This is a genomic window from Aureibacter tunicatorum (assembly GCF_036492635.1).
Taxonomy (GTDB): domain Bacteria; phylum Bacteroidota; class Bacteroidia; order Cytophagales; family Cyclobacteriaceae; genus Aureibacter; species Aureibacter tunicatorum.
The window spans coordinates 253,180-269,599 of the sequence record NZ_AP025305.1 but is presented as its reverse complement, the minus strand read 5'-3'; the positions used below and the strand labels follow the sequence as shown (position 1 = coordinate 269,599).

The 16,420-nt window shown below is 37.6% G+C and carries 15 protein-coding genes and 2 tRNA genes; 6 read left to right on the top strand and 11 right to left on the bottom strand.

Annotation, left to right across the window (positions count from 1 at the left end; genetic code table 11):
* Positions 1-84 precede the first annotated feature (84 nt).
* Positions 85-2,568 (bottom strand): TonB-dependent receptor, encoded by a 2,484-nt coding sequence (locus AABK36_RS00990; RefSeq protein ID WP_309937150.1) that lies wholly within the window; start codon positions 2,566-2,568, stop codon positions 85-87.
* A gap of 268 nt (positions 2,569-2,836) precedes the next feature.
* Between AABK36_RS00990 and AABK36_RS00985 the strand changes: the two genes are divergently transcribed.
* The 3 genes from AABK36_RS00985 to AABK36_RS00975 are packed head-to-tail and all read left to right on the top strand — an operon-like array spanning position 2,837 to position 4,391.
* Complete coding sequence (locus AABK36_RS00985; protein WP_309937149.1) at positions 2,837-3,316, top strand: NADH-quinone oxidoreductase subunit A; 480 nt, start codon at positions 2,837-2,839, stop codon at positions 3,314-3,316.
* 50 nt (positions 3,317-3,366) lie between these two features.
* The gene (gene nuoB, locus AABK36_RS00980; RefSeq protein WP_309937148.1) at positions 3,367-3,888 is read left to right on the top strand and encodes an NADH-quinone oxidoreductase subunit NuoB; all 522 of its coding nucleotides are present in this window, start codon (positions 3,367-3,369) and stop codon (positions 3,886-3,888) included.
* 5 nt (positions 3,889-3,893) lie between these two features.
* A complete protein-coding gene (locus AABK36_RS00975; protein WP_309937147.1) occupies positions 3,894-4,391 on the top strand; it encodes an NADH-quinone oxidoreductase subunit C in 498 nt (165 codons plus the stop codon).
* Positions 4,392-4,461: 70 nt separating this feature from the next.
* On the opposite strand, the gene AABK36_RS00970 is transcribed toward AABK36_RS00975, so the two are convergent.
* The 6 genes from AABK36_RS00970 to AABK36_RS00945 all read right to left on the bottom strand — a co-directional run bounded on the left by AABK36_RS00970 (position 4,462) and on the right by AABK36_RS00945 (position 8,885).
* Positions 4,462-5,229, bottom strand: coding sequence for a hypothetical protein (locus AABK36_RS00970; protein ID WP_309937146.1), 768 nt, complete (start codon positions 5,227-5,229; stop codon positions 4,462-4,464).
* Between the two features lie 132 nt (positions 5,230-5,361).
* Positions 5,362-5,832, bottom strand: coding sequence for a DUF2062 domain-containing protein (locus AABK36_RS00965; RefSeq protein WP_309937145.1), 471 nt, complete (start codon positions 5,830-5,832; stop codon positions 5,362-5,364).
* 84 nt (positions 5,833-5,916) lie between these two features.
* On the bottom strand, positions 5,917-6,738 hold the full coding sequence (panB, locus tag AABK36_RS00960; RefSeq protein ID WP_309937144.1) for a 3-methyl-2-oxobutanoate hydroxymethyltransferase: 822 nt from the start codon (positions 6,736-6,738) through the stop codon (positions 5,917-5,919).
* A 97-nt stretch (positions 6,739-6,835) separates the two neighbouring features.
* Positions 6,836-7,345 carry a phosphoribosyltransferase family protein gene (locus tag AABK36_RS00955; protein ID WP_309937143.1) on the bottom strand — a complete coding sequence of 170 codons (510 nt, stop codon included), beginning with the start codon at positions 7,343-7,345 and terminating at the stop codon, positions 6,836-6,838.
* Between the two features lie 123 nt (positions 7,346-7,468).
* Positions 7,469-7,942 carry an Lrp/AsnC family transcriptional regulator gene (locus AABK36_RS00950; protein WP_309937141.1) on the bottom strand — a complete coding sequence of 158 codons (474 nt, stop codon included), beginning with the start codon at positions 7,940-7,942 and terminating at the stop codon, positions 7,469-7,471.
* A 202-nt stretch (positions 7,943-8,144) separates the two neighbouring features.
* Positions 8,145-8,885 (bottom strand): outer membrane beta-barrel protein, encoded by a 741-nt coding sequence (locus AABK36_RS00945; RefSeq protein ID WP_309937140.1) that lies wholly within the window; start codon positions 8,883-8,885, stop codon positions 8,145-8,147.
* A gap of 243 nt (positions 8,886-9,128) precedes the next feature.
* Here AABK36_RS00945 and AABK36_RS00940 point away from each other — a divergent pair.
* Both AABK36_RS00940 and AABK36_RS00935 read left to right on the top strand, forming a co-directional pair.
* A tRNA-Arg gene (locus AABK36_RS00940) sits at positions 9,129-9,202 on the top strand.
* 37 nt (positions 9,203-9,239) lie between these two features.
* Positions 9,240-9,313 (top strand) — tRNA-Arg (locus AABK36_RS00935).
* A gap of 122 nt (positions 9,314-9,435) precedes the next feature.
* Here AABK36_RS00935 and glmM read toward each other — a convergent pair.
* Together glmM and AABK36_RS00925 are read right to left on the bottom strand one after the other, a co-directional pair.
* On the bottom strand, positions 9,436-10,827 hold the full coding sequence (gene glmM, locus AABK36_RS00930; RefSeq protein ID WP_309937139.1) for a phosphoglucosamine mutase: 1,392 nt from the start codon (positions 10,825-10,827) through the stop codon (positions 9,436-9,438).
* A gap of 144 nt (positions 10,828-10,971) precedes the next feature.
* Positions 10,972-11,208, bottom strand: coding sequence for a hypothetical protein (locus AABK36_RS00925; RefSeq protein ID WP_309937138.1), 237 nt, complete (start codon positions 11,206-11,208; stop codon positions 10,972-10,974).
* A 186-nt stretch (positions 11,209-11,394) separates the two neighbouring features.
* Between AABK36_RS00925 and AABK36_RS00920 the strand changes: the two genes are divergently transcribed.
* Positions 11,395-12,453, top strand: coding sequence for an endonuclease/exonuclease/phosphatase family protein (locus AABK36_RS00920; RefSeq protein WP_309937137.1), 1,059 nt, complete (start codon positions 11,395-11,397; stop codon positions 12,451-12,453).
* A gap of 39 nt (positions 12,454-12,492) precedes the next feature.
* Here AABK36_RS00920 and AABK36_RS00915 read toward each other — a convergent pair whose 3' ends face one another.
* Together AABK36_RS00915 and AABK36_RS00910 are read right to left on the bottom strand one after the other, a co-directional pair.
* Positions 12,493-14,796: a TonB-dependent receptor gene (locus tag AABK36_RS00915; protein WP_309937136.1), complete on the bottom strand. Its 2,304-nt coding sequence runs from the start codon at positions 14,794-14,796 to the stop codon at positions 12,493-12,495.
* A 138-nt stretch (positions 14,797-14,934) separates the two neighbouring features.
* Entirely contained in the window at positions 14,935-16,407 is a 1,473-nt protein-coding gene (locus AABK36_RS00910; protein WP_309937135.1) for a SusD/RagB family nutrient-binding outer membrane lipoprotein, read from the bottom strand.
* Positions 16,408-16,420 lie beyond the last annotated feature (13 nt).

Genomic DNA, 16,420 nt, shown 5'->3' with positions numbered 1-16,420 from the left:
AGCTTAACGGCATTTTAGCAATTTTCTTCCATAGAAAGCAAAAAAACTAAATACTAGAACTATAAACCAGTCTTCAACATTGTACTAAGGAAGCTTTACTTGCAAAGCAAAATAAAAAGCGCGGCCATTGGCAGGGATAATTCCAGGTCCCGGATAACCATCGGCTCTGCGAGTAAAATACATCTCATCAAGCAAATTATTAACTCCTGTCTCTACCTGAAGCCAATTATACTTGTACTTCAAGGACAAATCCATCACATAATAGCTCGGTATAGGCCCAACCAAACCTTGTGACGCAGGCAAAACACCTGAATTTTGCGCGTCAGTATAATGCTCGGCAGTATAAGAAAATTGATAACTCAACTTAAAGTTGCGATAAGCGTAACTCAAGCCCGACCTGAAAATTATCGGCGGAACATTTTCCACCTGATTTCCTTCAATATCTCCGTCTGTAGAACCCTTGGTCACATTCACATATCTAGCGTCTAAAATCGTAAAATTTGAATAAATATTCAATTTCGATGCAGACTCGCTTCTAAGCCAAGAAATAATATCCGTCTCAAAGAAAGTTTCCAAGCCAATATTCCTCGACGAACCAATATTCGTAACAAAATTCACACTATGGCTTCCTCTTTGGCTCTGCTGATTTATATTTCCAATCTTATTATTGTAATAAAGCATAAATGCCGAGATGTCAAAGCTCAATTTTCCTGCCAATTGACCTCTGAGTCCTAAATCAACATTATACCCTTTCTCATCTTGAATATTCTCATCGATTTCCTTGTTGGGATTATCCACTCTAAAGTCATTGAAATTAACCGCTCGATAATTTTGTGAGAAATTTCCATACAACTCCAAAGTCTCGCTAGGCTTGTAACTTGCCCCCAAACCTAATAATATTAGTTGTCTAGGATATGTCTTGCTCTCTGGATCCGATTTCTCTACGCTCTCAATTTCTCCAGTTCTATCATTCTCGACAATCGTGTAATAATAACCTTCTGCATTTGTCTTAAAACTCTCGAACCTAATACCCGGCGTAACGCTAAATTTGTCATGCAAAAAGAATATATTCTCCGCAAATGCCGCAAAATTCTTATTTGGGAATCTATAGTCATTCTTCACATCTCCCGGAGGCAATATATCTGCATTGATCCCTTCATAGTCAAACCAAAAATCCGCTCCTTCCGTATCAGGACCAAAACCTTGACGTCTATGCAAATCTCCTGAAAAGTACCTTGTGCCCACTAATAAAGTGGATGGATGTCCGAATGTACTGTATTGATAAATCAATCTGGTTTCATTTCCCCAATTGTTGTACTCATCCCACATCAGATCTCTTTGAGTTCTCCCAACTCCAGCATCTATGCCCGTCTCCAAGACTCCAAGTGCCTTTCTGTGAGCCAACAACATAAATGTCCTTGAATTCAACCTTAATCTATCATTGAACTCATAATCAATATTCCAATTAAATAAGTTCCATGCCACATCAAACCAATTTCTTGATCTGGTAACCATTGTTGGATCTTCCTCAAACTGCTCATCAGTCAAGCCTCCCGGTTGTTGAGCTGTATACCTCATCACAGTCACATCTATTCCTGTGCTCAGCTTATCAGAAATATCATATGACAAATTAGTATATCCCGCATGATACTCATAATCTGAGTTCGCTCTAAAATTCCCTCCTTGCTTATAATTGTAAAAAGAATAGTGCTTTAATTTGCCTACTTTTCCTCCCAAACTTGTAAACGAATTAAGCAAGCCATACGATCCCGTGGTAAGTCTTGCTGTTACTTCAGCAGGCTTGTCTTCAGGCCCTTCTTTCATCACAAAATTTATCATTCCGCCAAATTGAGGACCATATTGAAGGGAAGCAGCTCCCCTTACTACCTCTACTCTTTGCAAAGCTTCAGCAGGAGGAGTATAGTAGCTCTCTGGATAGCCTAATGGATCAGCGCTTATGTCATATCCATTTTGCCTGGTGTTAAACTCCGCTGTTCGTTTTGGATTCAAGCCTCTCGCTCCTATCTCAAGTTGAAGACCAGCCCCATCGCTTTCCCAAATATTCAAGCCCGCAACCTTTGAGAATACTTGTCTAGCATTGTTTGTGGCTAGATTGGCATTGATGTCTTTCATCACCAGAACTTCATTCTTCTTAGCTTCATATATCGCAGCTCCTTCCACTGCGTTCAATCTTCTAACGCCGAAAGTCTCTTCCTTTTCCGCGGTCACATTCACTGCATCTAGATTTTGGGTAATTTCCTCCAATACGAAATCCAGCTTCACATCGACATTTTGCAATGTGACCTTTTGCATTTCGCTCTTCATTCCCATATAGAAAGCCGCTAGTTCATAAGATCCTTTTGTTAGCCTTTTTATCTCATAATACCCCTTGGAGTCCGTCTTGGTTCCGCTTGATGAATTTTTAATAAAAACCTCCGCATTTGCCAAATTATTGCCATCAGCACTTTTTACGACTCCATAAATTTTCAAATCACTTTGCGCCTGAGACACAGTGGATATGAAAACTGCCAATAAACAAATTATAATCCTGTAAATATTTATCTTCATCTATTAAGATTAAAGTTTCTGTTTATGCAAAATTAGTCTAAATAAGAGATTTTTCATGCACCGTTATGCAAATATTTTTTAATTTTGTGTACGCAATATACAAAAGTGGCATGCTTTTGAAGTCAAAGTGGTTGCTCTTATCATTTGATCAAATTAATGCAAGCCATAAGTCTATTGGCGCCATATATTTAGTAAATTGCAAAAGATCTTGATTCCAATTAGAGCTTACATTGGAATCGTATCGATAATAATAAACAAATCGCTTCAAATGGAACAAATATCAACTTTTGGAGAAATACTCTTATATATTATTGGAAGCATAGTCTTCGCCCTTGGAGGCTTGTTTACAGCCTTTATGCTTAGGCCAAACAGACCGAACGAAGAAAAGCTCACAACGTATGAGTGTGGAGAGGACCCTGTGCAAGGTGCTTGGGGAAAATTCAACATGAGGTTTTACATTGTTGCTATACTGTTCATCTTATTCGATGTGGAAATTGTCTTTATATTTCCTTGGGCAGTGGTATTTGGCAGGGAAGAATTAATCACAGAGACCAATGGTCTTTGGGCATGGTTTTCCATCGCTGAAATGTTCACTTTTATTTTCATACTAATTCTAGGACTGGCATACGCATGGGCAAAAGGGTTTTTGGAATGGGAAAAGCCTGATATCAGTCTTCCTGAAACTAATTCTCCTGTTCCTCAACAACTGTATGAGAACTTAAACAAAAAGTATTCGAAATCGGCTTAGCTTATAGCGAAACATTGAAATAAGCTATCATTACATCAAAATCATTAATCATGGGATTGCTAGATCAGAAATTCAACCAAGGAGGTGTCATTATCACCAAAGTCGACGACCTAATCAATTGGGCCAGACTCTCCTCATTATGGCCAATGGGATTCGGACTAGCATGTTGCGCAATTGAAATGATGGCCACCTATGCTTCAGGTTACGACTTGGATAGAATAGGCGTTATACCAAGACCTTCCCCAAGACAATCCGATGTCATGATCGTCGCGGGAACGGTTACATTTAAAATGGCCGACAGGGTAAGAAGACTTTATGAGCAAATGCCAGAGCCAAGATACGTAATTTCAATGGGGTCATGTTCCAATTGTGGCGGACCTTACTGGGAACATGGCTACCATGTTGTAAAAGGAGTGGATAGAATTATTCCTGTTGATGTATATGTCCCTGGATGTCCCCCTAGACCTGAAGCCTTAATCGGCGGTTTCATCAAACTTCAAGAAAAAATCCGCAAAGAAACGCTAATGGCTCCTAAGGCTATTGAAAAACTTCTTTCTAAAGACATTGATTAAGCATTATGAACGAACAAACAGAAACGATCATAAATATCATCAAAGAAACGTTTGGTGATGATAAAATAATCGATATCAGTGAAAACTCTCACCCCATTTGCATTGAAATCCATGAAGAGTTTTTAATAGAGCTATGCGATTTTCTGTATAGAGATGAAAGAACTTATTTTGACAGTTTATCTTCTCTAACAGGACTGGACAATGGACCAAAAGAAAATTCGCTAGAGGTTATCTACAACCTTTACTCCATTCCGTTTGATATCCATCTAATGATCAAAGTAAAACTGGATCGGGATATTGAAAAGCCAACAGTTCAAACTGTCAGTCACATTTGGAAGACAGCTCTTTGGCACGAAAGGGAAGCATTTGACTTGCTCGGAATATATTTTGAAGGACATCCTGATCTAAGAAGAATATTATTACCGAATGATTGGGAAGGCCACCCACTAAGAAAAGATTATGAGCACCAAGAAAAATATCATGGCATAACCGTTGAATATTAAATCATAAAAAAGCCCAAAGTTCAGAGATTAAACCTTGGGCTTTTGTTATTAAATAGACAACCAATAAATATTACCTACGATTCTTCTTTATATATTTGTTATACATGTAAGAGCTTCCTTTCTGTGACCAAAACCTATAAGTCAATTGCAAATTTGACATTAAGAAATAATCCATCTCTGAATTTTCAATGCTATAACCATCAGCATAATCATCTAGCAAATACCTAAAGCTTGTTTCCAATGCAATCGAGATTTGATCAGTGATATGGTAGGTAATATTCGCCCCAACAGGTATAATCGGCGCGATTCTATTAGCCATCCCCTCATATAGCTCGCCATCTCTTCTTTGATAATCCAAACGATTTTGTCTGTCTGAGGTATTCGTGTCTGAAAACTGCAAGCCAAATCCTGCAAATATTCTTAAATCAAAATACTTGGAAGCTTTGTTTTTTTGTATTCCATCAAAAACAACCCACTCCAACATCAATAAGCCTTCTAAATTTCTAGACCAAAAACCAACATTCAACATACTATCCAGCTGCATATTATCTTGAATATCATCAACTTGAATCGTGTAATAATTGCCTTCTCCTCTAATCTTCCAACGGTTGTTAATATTATAACCTAATCCAAAACCAATCATAGGGCTAAGCGACTGATTTGATCCATAAAAACTTGAAACCTCCCCTTGATATTGGCTTATCCCTCCGTTCATGAATATACTTACCTTACTCAAAGGAGAAGAATGGTAACTGTATCCACCACCAGAAATGCGTTGCGCGCGCAAGCCTGACAAAGTCATAGCAATTACGGCTATGACAAGTAAAAATCTTTTCATCGTAAAATGTTTGTTTATGGGTAATAGTTATCAAAAATTAAACATTTTAAGATTATTAAACCACGTTAAATAAGAATATAATAATATTTTAACAGGAATAAGGAGAATTGTCGAATTTTATACTCAAAAAATTTAAATCGCAAGCTTTTTTCCCACCTTCAACATCAAATATTTCATAGTCAAGTAACATATCAAGGCAAATGGAATAGATGCAACAAGCCAAATTAATAGAGCTCCAACAAAGGCTTTTCCAAAGCTCCTCAAAAAAGTCATCGTATCGGAAAGTATCATACTGGCTAATAGGTCAGCGTCTATGCCTTCAAGATCAACACCCATGATCTTCCCACCCCAATACATGAAAGGCATAAAAACAATTAGTTGAATAGGATATACTAAAAAATTTGAAACATTAGCGCTGATAATATTTAACCCTAACAACAAACAAAGCAATGAACAGACAATAGTTGTCAAACCAATCAAGGGAGACAAACCTATGATAGCTCCCAAAGTCAAAGACAAAGCCATTTGATGAGGACTAGCGCCTTTCTTCAATACTCCTTTCAATGGAGCCACAACATTCTTTTGATATAACTTTCTAAACATTCCAACACACTTCTATCCTGATCATAAAAAAACCGATGAAAACGCATTCATCGGCTCTAATATCTTAGCAACAAACAAGACCCTTTAATAACTCTCAGTATCTGAAGGAAAGTTTCCTGTTTTCACATCCTCTATATAATTGCTCACAGCATGTGTCATAACCTCATGCAAATTAGCATACTTTCTTAAAAACCTTGGTTTGAATTCATTATTGATACCCAACATGTCATGAACCACTAAAACTTGTCCGTCGCAATCAGAACCTGCTCCGATACCAATCACAGGAATGCTAATAGACTCCGCTACTTTTTTTGCCAAGTCTGCAGGAATTTTCTCCAAAACCAATGCAAAACAACCTGCTTCTTCCAATAACTTCGCATCGCTTATCAACTTGTCAGCTTCCTCTTCTTCTTTCGCTCTGACAGAATAAGTTCCAAACTTATAAATCGATTGAGGAGTCAAACCTAAATGTCCCATGACAGGAATTCCTGCGCTTAATATTCTATCCACAGAACCTATAATATCCTCGCCACCTTCTACTTTTACCGCATGAGCTCCCGATTCCTTCATAATTCTTATGGCTGATTTCAAGGCCTCTCTAGAATCTCCCTGATATGAACCAAAAGGAATATCAACAACAATCAATGCCCTGTCAACACCCTTCACTACCGAACACGCATGGTAAATCATCTGATCCAATGTAATCGGCAAAGTAGTCTCATGTCCAGCCATAACATTTGACGCAGAATCTCCCACTAATAAAACATCTATTCCCGCATTATCCAAAATTCTAGCCATTGAGAAGTCGTAAGCTGTAAGCATGCTGATTTTCTCCCCTGCGGCTTTCATTTCCTTCAACCTATGCGTTGTTACCTTTCTCTTTACTTCTTTCTTATGAACAGACATGATACTTTTAAAAGTTTATTCGCTACTAACCATCAATACCTTATTGCCTTAAACCGGTCAATGCAGATAAAGTTGACTTTCGCTTGTAAAAAATATATTAATGCAGATAAGCCACCGCTTTTCCGTCTTTAATCTCCACTTCTATATGTTCGCTCATAGTAGTCGAAAGTTCCAAGCCACTATATGCTGGGGCAACTGGGAATCTTGTGTGACTTCTATTGACCAACACAGCTATTTCGATTTTCTTCAATGGAATCTCTAGAAAAGGCTTCAAGCTATGCAAAAGCGTCTTGCCAGAATTTAGCACATCATCCGCTACTATCAACACTTTTCCTTTCATCGACTCAACCTTTTCATCGATGATAATTTGACTATCTATAGGGTTCTTCTTATCTATGCTGATTTTCACCAATTTGATATCCTTGCTTGTGATGCTTGACAAAGCTTGTGTCAATAGCTCTGCAAAAGCATAGCCAGTTCCATCTATTCCAGCGATAAAAATCTCTTCCTCCTCAAAATTGCTCTCGAGAATTTGATAAGAAATTCTTCTAATTTTTTGTTCGCTCTGTACTTGGCTTAAGATTTGATTATTGATCTGATTCATCATTGAGGAGCTTATAGTTAAACTTTCGCTAAATTATGATTTTTGGATGAATCTGAAAACTAGGAAGGAAAAAAGGAGCCCTGTTACCTGTATATTTATCAAGTCAGCGCTCCTTTGCAATATATTTTATTCAGGAATTGGCAAAGCTTTGCTATCCTTTAACGTTGAAAGCACAACCATTGACGATAAATTATCAACCACCGATATATCGCTTACCTTTTCAAGCATCACTTGCTGATAACTCGCAATATCCTTTGCTATGACTTTCAATATAAAATCTCCAGAGCCCGTGATATGATGGCATTCTATCACCTCCTCTATCTGATTGATGTTATCCAAGAACTTATCAATATTCTCTTTATTGTGACCCGCCAAAGTCACCAACACAAAAGTGCTCACTCCCAAACCTATCTTAGCAGGATCAAGCTGGGCATGATAGCTCTTGATAATACCTGTTTGCTCCAACTTCTTTACTCTCTCCAATGTTGGCGCGGGAGACAAGCCTATTTCTTTTGAAAGCTGAGCATTAGTAATCTTGGCACTCTTCTGGAGAATATTCAAGATTTTTCTATCAGTCTTGTCTATTTTATGATATCCCATGTTTTTTTATTTAGAAGCATTGTGTCAGAAACAGCGCTTTATCAAAATAATATACGCCAAATCCCGATATCACAACTCAATTAGTCTGCAATTATAGCTGCTAAGTTAATATAATTTCCCTAGCATAAGAAAAATTAACAAAGATAAAAAAAGCAACAATCTCAAGAATTGTTGCCTAATATTTTATAATATGTTCTAATGATTAGAACAATGAGAAGCTTAATCCTACTTCTGAAGTACTCATGTCCGTGCCTCCTACTACTTTTCCAGTATCAAAGAATGAGTTAAGATTTTGATAATAGAAGACATTTATCCAACCAAAACCTACTCTGCCGTAAATCCCGTATCTAAATTCGCTGATATTAAACCTCTCCTTTTTCTTCTCAATTTTTGTCTGTCCGTCTTGATTATGCTTGATCTTCGTTTTAGCTCCAACCAAATAACCAAATTTACCACCAACAGCTACTTTAAAACCCTTTGGATTGTTATAACCTCTTGTGCTGTACCTAAACTCCAAAGGTATATCCAAATACGTTGCTCTTACAAGCGACTTTCTCACAGAACCATAGTCCGATCCGGAAATGCTGATAAACTCTGTATCCCCACCAGAATTCAGTCCTAAAGTCTGATTAGTTCCCATTCCCAAACTTTCAACACTTATGGCTAAACCTGGGTGGAAAGAAAACTTTGAGGATTTGCCTGCTAGGGGAATTTCATAAAGATAAGCGACATTAAATGATCTTGAATTCCAAAAATCATAATTAAAATCAGAAGGCTTATTGTTTATAAAATTCCAACCAAACTCAACTAAAAAGTCTCCCGGCAAGTTGGGCATTCCTAGTTTTTCGTTTATGGTTTTTTCACTCGTCCCTTCTACGTCTTGTCCAAAGCCAAACGTTACTAATGAAAGCACCAATGCTATCGCTAAGAAAATTCTTTTCATATCAAAAATTATATACGCTAAAAGTGATAGAATATGCAAAGATAATATTTTTTGCTTATGTAGCCCTAAATATCAGAGGATTAGTTTTGTTAAAAGAATTGAAATAAAAAATCAGGCTATCAAAATAAGTTGAATATTTTCTATAAAAATTTTTCAATCATTATCATCCAAGCAATCAAAAAATGATCGAATAATTTGTTCTTACAAAAAATAAGACTATATTTGCATCCGCAATTACGCAATGGCCTCGTAGCTCAACTGAATAGAGCACTTGATTACGGCTCAAGAGGTTTTAGGTTTGAATCCTAACGAGGTCACTAATTATACAATAATAAGATCTTTGCGCATTGCGATGGCCTCGTAGCTCAACTGAATAGAGCACTTGATTACGGCTCAAGAGGTTTTAGGTTTGAATCCTAACGAGGTCACAAAATTTAAAAGCTGCCTATATGGCGGCTTTTTTTATGCCCGCACTTTTTTAATTGCTCATAAAAAAACCGATCAAAATAAACTTATGACCGGCTTTTCAACTATATCTTATACTTTAAGCTCAAACTTTCTCAGTCAAAACTTCTTTAATATCCTGTATTATCTTATTAGCCAAATGATCAGCAGTAGCCTCTGAATCAGACTCTGAATATATTCTTATAATAGGCTCTGTGTTTGACTTTCTTAGATGCACCCAACTTTTGTCAAACTCTATTTTCACGCCATCGATATCAATTATTGGATTAGATGCATACTTGTTTTTAATACGCTCCAATATCATGTCCACATCCAAATCAGGCGTTAATTCAATCTTATTCTTTGAGATATGATAGTTAGGGTACTTAGATCTCAAGAAAGAAATCGACTTGCCGAATTTAGCCAGATGAGACAAGAATAAAGCGATACCCACCATCGCATCTCTTCCGTAGTGCAAAGCAGGATAAATCACGCCTCCATTTCCTTCGCCTCCAATCACAGCATTCGTTTCTTTCATTTTAGTCACAACATTAACTTCTCCAACAGCAGAAGCAGAATATTCGCAACCGTACTTTTCTGTAACGTCTCTTAATGCTCTTGTTGATGAAAGGTTGGATGAGGTATTGCCAGGAGTGTTTGCCAATACATAATCCGCAACAGCGACTAGAGTATACTCTTCTCCGAAAGGAGTCCCATCCTCATTGATCAAAGCCAACCTGTCCACATCAGGGTCCACTACAATACCTAAATCGTAATGCCCGTTATCCACTTCATTGGAGAATTGAATTAAATTCTCCGGCAATGGCTCTGGGTTATGAGGGAATAAACCAGTAGGCTCACAGAAAAACTCTCCTACTTGCTCAACGCCCAATGCTTTCAATAACTTTGGCAAAGCTATCCCACCGGAAGAGTTGACACAATCAATAGCTACTTTGAAATCTCTTTCTTTAATAGCCTCAACATCCACCAATGGCAACGCCAATATTTTTTCAATATGTTTGTCAATATAAGTATCATCCTTTCGGTATGAACCTAGAGACTTGACAGGACTGAATTCAAAGTCCTCCTCTTCAGCAATTTTGATCAATTCACTTCCATCCTCAGCTGAAATAAACTCCCCTTTTTCATTAAGGAGCTTCAGAGCATTCCACTGAACTGGATTATGGCTCGCGGTCAAGATAATTCCTCCTGAGGCATTTTCATCAGGAACAGCAACTTCCACCGTCGGAGTCGTAGACAATCCCAAATCAATCACTTCAAATCCCAAACCTATCAAAGTGGATGTCACTAGGCTTGAGACCATTTCACCTGAAGGCCTTGCGTCTCTACCTATCACCACTTTTTTGTTATCCGTCTTCCTAGCCAACCAAGTGCCATATGCCGAAGCGAACTTCACTATATCAAGAGGCGTCAAGGATTCACCTACACCGCCACCTATGGTACCTCTGATACCCGATATTGATTTTATTAATGTCATCTATTTAACAAAAGATCCAAACCGAATTTAACCAAAAAATAACTAAAATAATATTATTAAGCAGATTATGAAATCGAAAGTCCGAAATCATCAACCAAAAATATAAAATAAATGAAACTAATTTTTTCTATTTTTATAAAAAGACTAGTTTTTTTCAAACTTCGCAAGCACTTTTTCTACTTCGCCAAGGTTGGTTTTCTTGTTTTTGCAATGCTCAGGCTCTTTACCGCAATAGCCGCATTTCTCGCCTTCCTTGTTTAAAAAAGGACTCTGCGAAGCGCAAGTGCCTTTGAACTGACCATTTTTTATAAATATCAGTCTCACAGACATTAACACAAAAAACAAGCCTATCAATCCTATCCCTAATAATACCGTTGTCATATCCGATTATCTAAATGGTTATTAATGCAAAGTTAAGTAATTTGATCATTTTTACTTGAAATTTGGACACAATGTTTCATTAGAACAAATATTGATGCAAAATCAATTATAAAATGTAAATTTAGCCAACTGATTGGCTATTTTAAGCTCGTTCAAATTACCATAACCTTATTCTTTCACAACAGAATGAATTTGACTAAAACAAAATTCTCCAAATTCACTACTTTATCTCTTGCTATTACTATTTGCTCATGCTTATGTTATGCTAGCGCGCTAATTCCTCCTTACGCATTTTGGCCGGCAGGAATTATATCCTACTCTATTCCAATCATATTAGTTTTCCACCTTGTTTGGCTAGCCCTGTCATTTATTTTCTCGTCAAAAATAAGATCCGCCTCATTAATCTCAATCATTATCGGCATACCCTATCTAACGTTTACATTTGAATGGAACAAACAAGAAACAGAAGGTTTCAGCATCTTGAGCTATAACTTAAGAAACGTCAGAGAAATAAACGAAGAAGGCAAAATGGTATTTTCTGAAAACATGAAAAAGTGGATCATTGAAGAAGACTCTCCAATAAAATGCTTTCAAGAATATGTAAGCTCTAATAAAAATCCAGATAAAAATATAGACGAACAACTCAAAGCTCAAGGATACATCAAATCTTCAAACAGCAACCAAACAAAAAAGCACACAAACGGGGTAGTCACTTTCAGCAAATACCCCATCATCGCTCAGGGAGAGATCGTATTAAACGAAAATAAAAATGCCAACGGATGCATTTTTACTGATATTCTAATGGATGCGGATACAATTAGGATTTACAATGTTCATCTTTTTTCCAACTCCATCAAGCAAGAGAATCTGACCCAAAGAAGCAAAATCAAAAACTCTCTTGGTGAAACCTATCGCAAGTTAAAATCAGGAATAATCATGAGATCCAAACAAGCTAAAGCTATCAGTACTCACGCGGCAACATCTCCTTATCCCGTGATAATTTGCGGAGACTTCAATGACATCCCATACACGTTCAATTACCTGACCTTTAGAAAATTATTCGAAAACAGTTTCGAAAGAAAAGGAATGGGCTTTGGTTTTACCTACAACAGCGATTTGTTCTTTCTACGCATTGACAATCAATTCTTCGACAATGCTTTTTTTAAAAACCACAGTTTCAAGGTGCATAGAGACATTACATACTCTGACCACTTTCCAATCACAGGGACTTACAGTCTCAATTAATAAAACTGCAAGTCCATGATAAAAGATAGATATTAAAAATTAAAAGGCATTCCCAATTTTAACTCCAACAAAGAAAGTTCTCGGTCTCCCAGGACCATACACATAACTTGCGTCTCTATTCTCTCCTGGGTCTATATCCGATTGATAACTGTTCAAAATATTCTGAACCCCCGCATTGAATTGAATACAATATTGATCGGAAATATCCAGGTCATAGTCAAACTTTATATTCCACTCAAAAAATTCTTTGGTATTCACAAACTGATCGGCTCTTTGAATAAACTCATCATCTCTCTCTGCCAAAGGCACAAGCATAGAGCCCGTGAAAACCGCTGAATTTGATATTCCGAATTTTTCAACAGGATAATATGAAATAACCATATTGGCATATACATCCGGCGTGCGAAGAAACCTTTTTGATGACGTGTTCTTTATCACCTCTGAGTCTTCAGAACTTGTCCAAACGACTTCATTGTCATAAAGGCTTCGCTGAACTGTAAAACCTCCCTGCAGTTGCAATTTCTGAGTATAGGCATATTTAGCCTCGATATTCAAGCCATATACGCTTGCTCCATCTCCATTTCTTTTTTCAAGAATTTGTTGATCAGGAAAATTATCATCTTCGACACCTTCCAAAATGAATGGATTATTCAACCTTGTGAAGAAACCTTCTAATGTCAAGCCGTATTGGGACAAACCTGATGATTTGTTCCAGTCGAATGAAGCTAAATAGCTATTGGACAATTCCGATTCTAAATCTGGGCCCAAACGTATCACTCTTACTTCGCCTGAAATCAATTCAGCATGCACATCGTCAGTAAACACTTGAGGAGCTCTATAACCTCTTGCGTATGAAGCTCTAAACTGCAAATCCGGCGTAAGATCATACATAAAATTAAAACGAGGGTTTAAGATATTTTCCTCCGTCAGGTTATTATAATCATACCTCAACCCAAACAATAGCTTCAGTCTATCCACCGGCTTCCATTCTTGTTGAGCATAAACTCCCAGCATTCTCAAATCCTGCTCTATCGAAATTCCATAGCCCGGCTTGCTGTCTGACATCACATCCGACTTGTACTCCACACCACCTGTAAAAGTTCCTTCTCCACCGGCAAATTTATCCATAGTTCTGGTAAACTGTCCTCCAGTGACAAATGTATTGTCAAATGTACGGCCATAGCCATCCGGATCTTTGCCGGCTCCATAATAATTCTTCATATCCGTATTTTGCACAGAGGCATATACTGAATAATAATTCTTCCTGTCTCTAGAAAATCTCTCATAAGAAGCGCCTCCTCCGTAAATCGTAGATCTTAATTCCTCCGCAATATTTGATTCATGCGCAGGTAAATTCAAACTATCTCCACCTCTTCTATGCTCTCTAGTCGTATGAAACTCTATTGTCATCTTCTCCAACTCTGAGAATCTATGAAAACCTTTCATTCCAAATGTCAAATTATTGATCATTGGAATTTCTGAAAATCCATCGTCATTATGATCATACTCTTGTCTTTCCCTTGTCATCCCAAACAAAGACATTCCGCTCATGCCATCATCGCTGACAATTGATCCATTAGCATTCAACATATTATCCATGGAACTGCCATTCACCAAGGCGCTATTCATTCCAATTTGAAATGTATTGTCCACTGGGTCTTTAGTGATTACATTAATAGTTCCCGCGATAGCATTGGATCCATATAGCGCGGAACCACCCCCTCTTATCACCTCAATCCTATCCACCATATTGGATGGTATCTGTTCAAGTCCATATATGCTGTTCAAAGCGCTAAAAACTGGTCTGCTATCAATCAGAATCTGACTATAAGCTCCTTCCAAACCATTAATTCTCACTTGACTAAATCCGCAATTCGAGCAATTAGTCTCCATTCTCAAGCCCGGCTGAAAAGACAGTCCTTCCGACAAACTAACCGCTTGCACAGCATTGAATATCTTTTCATCAGTGACAGTAACGATCACAGGTGATTCTTTTCTGACCACGCTGGTTCTCGTACCGCTTACAACTACTTCCTCCAGATTTAATAAATCCGCATTCAACTCAATCGTAAGCTCTGCATTTTCATCATTAGTTAGGTTGATATCAATACTTTTTGATTTAAAGCCCACTGCTTGGCATTGCACCGTGTATTGGCCTGATTGAAGCTTTTCGAAGCTAAAGCGGCCATCTTCGTCAGAAGCCACTCCTAGATTGGTGTTTTTTATCTGCAAAGAAGCGAATGGCACCGCTTCATTATTTGAAACCACTCTACCCGATATGGATTGGCTCATGGCATTCGTCATAGCCAAAATAAAACAAAAGAAGAGTAAGATTTTTTTCATAGTCCGTATCATTTCCAATTTATGACACAAACCTAAAAATTAAATTTTGTTTATGCAAAAAATATTTTTAGATAAGACTAAAAATATGGAAATAAAAAAACCAGCCGAAGCTGGTTTTAATATTATTAAACAGATGGGTTAGTTAACATCCCACCATAATTTAGTTTGTGAATCATCAGCTCCATTAAGCATCTGAACTCCTTCAGCATAATTTACAGCATTTGCCGTAGACTCATTTGAAGGATAGAAAATTCTAACAGGAACATCAACAGTAGCTCCAACCGCTCTTTCTAACATTGGATAGTCAAGTCTTCTATACTCAGCCCAAGCTTCATGTGACTGCATGTATAATGCCAACCACTTCTGCTCACCAATAGCTTCCTTGTAGTTACCAGTTCCATCCCATGCAACACCTTCAGAAGCAATATAGTCAGCAATTGCAGCAGCATCAGTAATTCCCCACTTATTCATCGAAGCCTCGATAGCTTTGTCGTAGTGAGCTTTAGCTGTAGCAGCATCTCCTTTTCTTGCAGCAACTTCCGCTAAAATAAATTCAACTTCAGCATACTGAATAAAAGTAGCAGGGAATGAAGGATCACTTTTCAAATTAGCAGCTACAGTAGATGTTTCATCAGCTGAGTTTGTTGTTCCATTTACACCACCAACATAATCTCCAGCATTATTAGGTGAAGCATATGCTGATAGACGAGGGTCAGACAATTCGATCAATCTATCAATCATTGTCTCAGAAACAACATAATCCGTTCTATTTCTATGCTCATCAGCAATCGGCTGATAATTATCATCTCCAAACGGGAAGTCCGCATTATCAGCATTAGAAGCGATAGCTCCAGCTGCAGCAGCCTCTTCAATTGCAGTTAATGCCGCAGATTCTTTAATGTCAAGCATTCTAGCTGCAACTCTAATTTTCATAGAATTCGCAAACTTCAACCAAGATGATGCACTTCCGCCGTATATTCTATCAGAGCTCTCGTACATGTTAACACCTTCCTCGTTTGCAGCTGTCAACAAAGTAATAGCCTCGTTGATATCGCTCAACAAATTATCGTATACTAATTCTTGAGAATCATAAGATGGAGAAAAGAACTCAGTCCCGTCAATTGCTCTAAATGCATTAGTATAAGGAATTGGCCCAAAATGATCTGTCACATTTTGCATTCCAAATACGAAATGAGCTAAAGCAATACCTTTAATATAACCATATTGCCCCGCAGATAAGCTTTCTTTATTCAACTCAGCGTTGCTAATGATCGATTGCAAGTCATTTGCCTTTCTTATCCAATTAGTATAAAACTGATCTCCAGCATTAGAAGCAAAGTTGTACTGACTCACATCCACATATGTAGTTTGAGTCAAGTGCTGAACCAAAACATTTGATGGATTATCAACTCTGCTGATTTGCAAATATTGAAATGCATAGTTATACTGAACATTCGCCAATTGGTACTTTGTGTCTTCAGCAGCCAACTCTTTTGGAGACTTTGGATTTGTATTCAACTGTTCAAAGTCATCAGTACAAGAACTGAAGGTTAGACCTATACCCACTGCGGACAGAAGCAAGGCCTTTCTTATATTTATTTTATATTTCATTTTTCTCAAATTC

Bases quoted from the DNA above. Each gene is read 5' to 3' on its own strand.
- AABK36_RS00990 (WP_309937150.1), bottom strand. From the start codon at position 2,568: ATGAAGATAAATATTTACAGGATTATAATTTGTTTATTGGCAGTTTTC.
- AABK36_RS00985 (WP_309937149.1), top strand. From the start codon at position 2,837: ATGGAACAAATATCAACTTTTGGAGAAATACTCTTATATATTATTGGA.
- nuoB (WP_309937148.1), top strand. From the start codon at position 3,367: ATGGGATTGCTAGATCAGAAATTCAACCAAGGAGGTGTCATTATCACC.
- AABK36_RS00975 (WP_309937147.1), top strand. From the start codon at position 3,894: ATGAACGAACAAACAGAAACGATCATAAATATCATCAAAGAAACGTTT.
- AABK36_RS00970 (WP_309937146.1), bottom strand. From the start codon at position 5,229: ATGAAAAGATTTTTACTTGTCATAGCCGTAATTGCTATGACTTTGTCA.
- AABK36_RS00965 (WP_309937145.1), bottom strand. From the start codon at position 5,832: ATGTTTAGAAAGTTATATCAAAAGAATGTTGTGGCTCCATTGAAAGGA.
- panB (WP_309937144.1), bottom strand. From the start codon at position 6,738: ATGTCTGTTCATAAGAAAGAAGTAAAGAGAAAGGTAACAACGCATAGG.
- AABK36_RS00955 (WP_309937143.1), bottom strand. From the start codon at position 7,345: ATGATGAATCAGATCAATAATCAAATCTTAAGCCAAGTACAGAGCGAA.
- AABK36_RS00950 (WP_309937141.1), bottom strand. From the start codon at position 7,942: ATGGGATATCATAAAATAGACAAGACTGATAGAAAAATCTTGAATATT.
- AABK36_RS00945 (WP_309937140.1), bottom strand. From the start codon at position 8,885: ATGAAAAGAATTTTCTTAGCGATAGCATTGGTGCTTTCATTAGTAACG.
- glmM (WP_309937139.1), bottom strand. From the start codon at position 10,827: ATGACATTAATAAAATCAATATCGGGTATCAGAGGTACCATAGGTGGC.
- AABK36_RS00925 (WP_309937138.1), bottom strand. From the start codon at position 11,208: ATGACAACGGTATTATTAGGGATAGGATTGATAGGCTTGTTTTTTGTG.
- AABK36_RS00920 (WP_309937137.1), top strand. From the start codon at position 11,395: ATGAATTTGACTAAAACAAAATTCTCCAAATTCACTACTTTATCTCTT.
- AABK36_RS00915 (WP_309937136.1), bottom strand. From the start codon at position 14,796: ATGAAAAAAATCTTACTCTTCTTTTGTTTTATTTTGGCTATGACGAAT.
- AABK36_RS00910 (WP_309937135.1), bottom strand. From the start codon at position 16,407: ATGAAATATAAAATAAATATAAGAAAGGCCTTGCTTCTGTCCGCAGTG.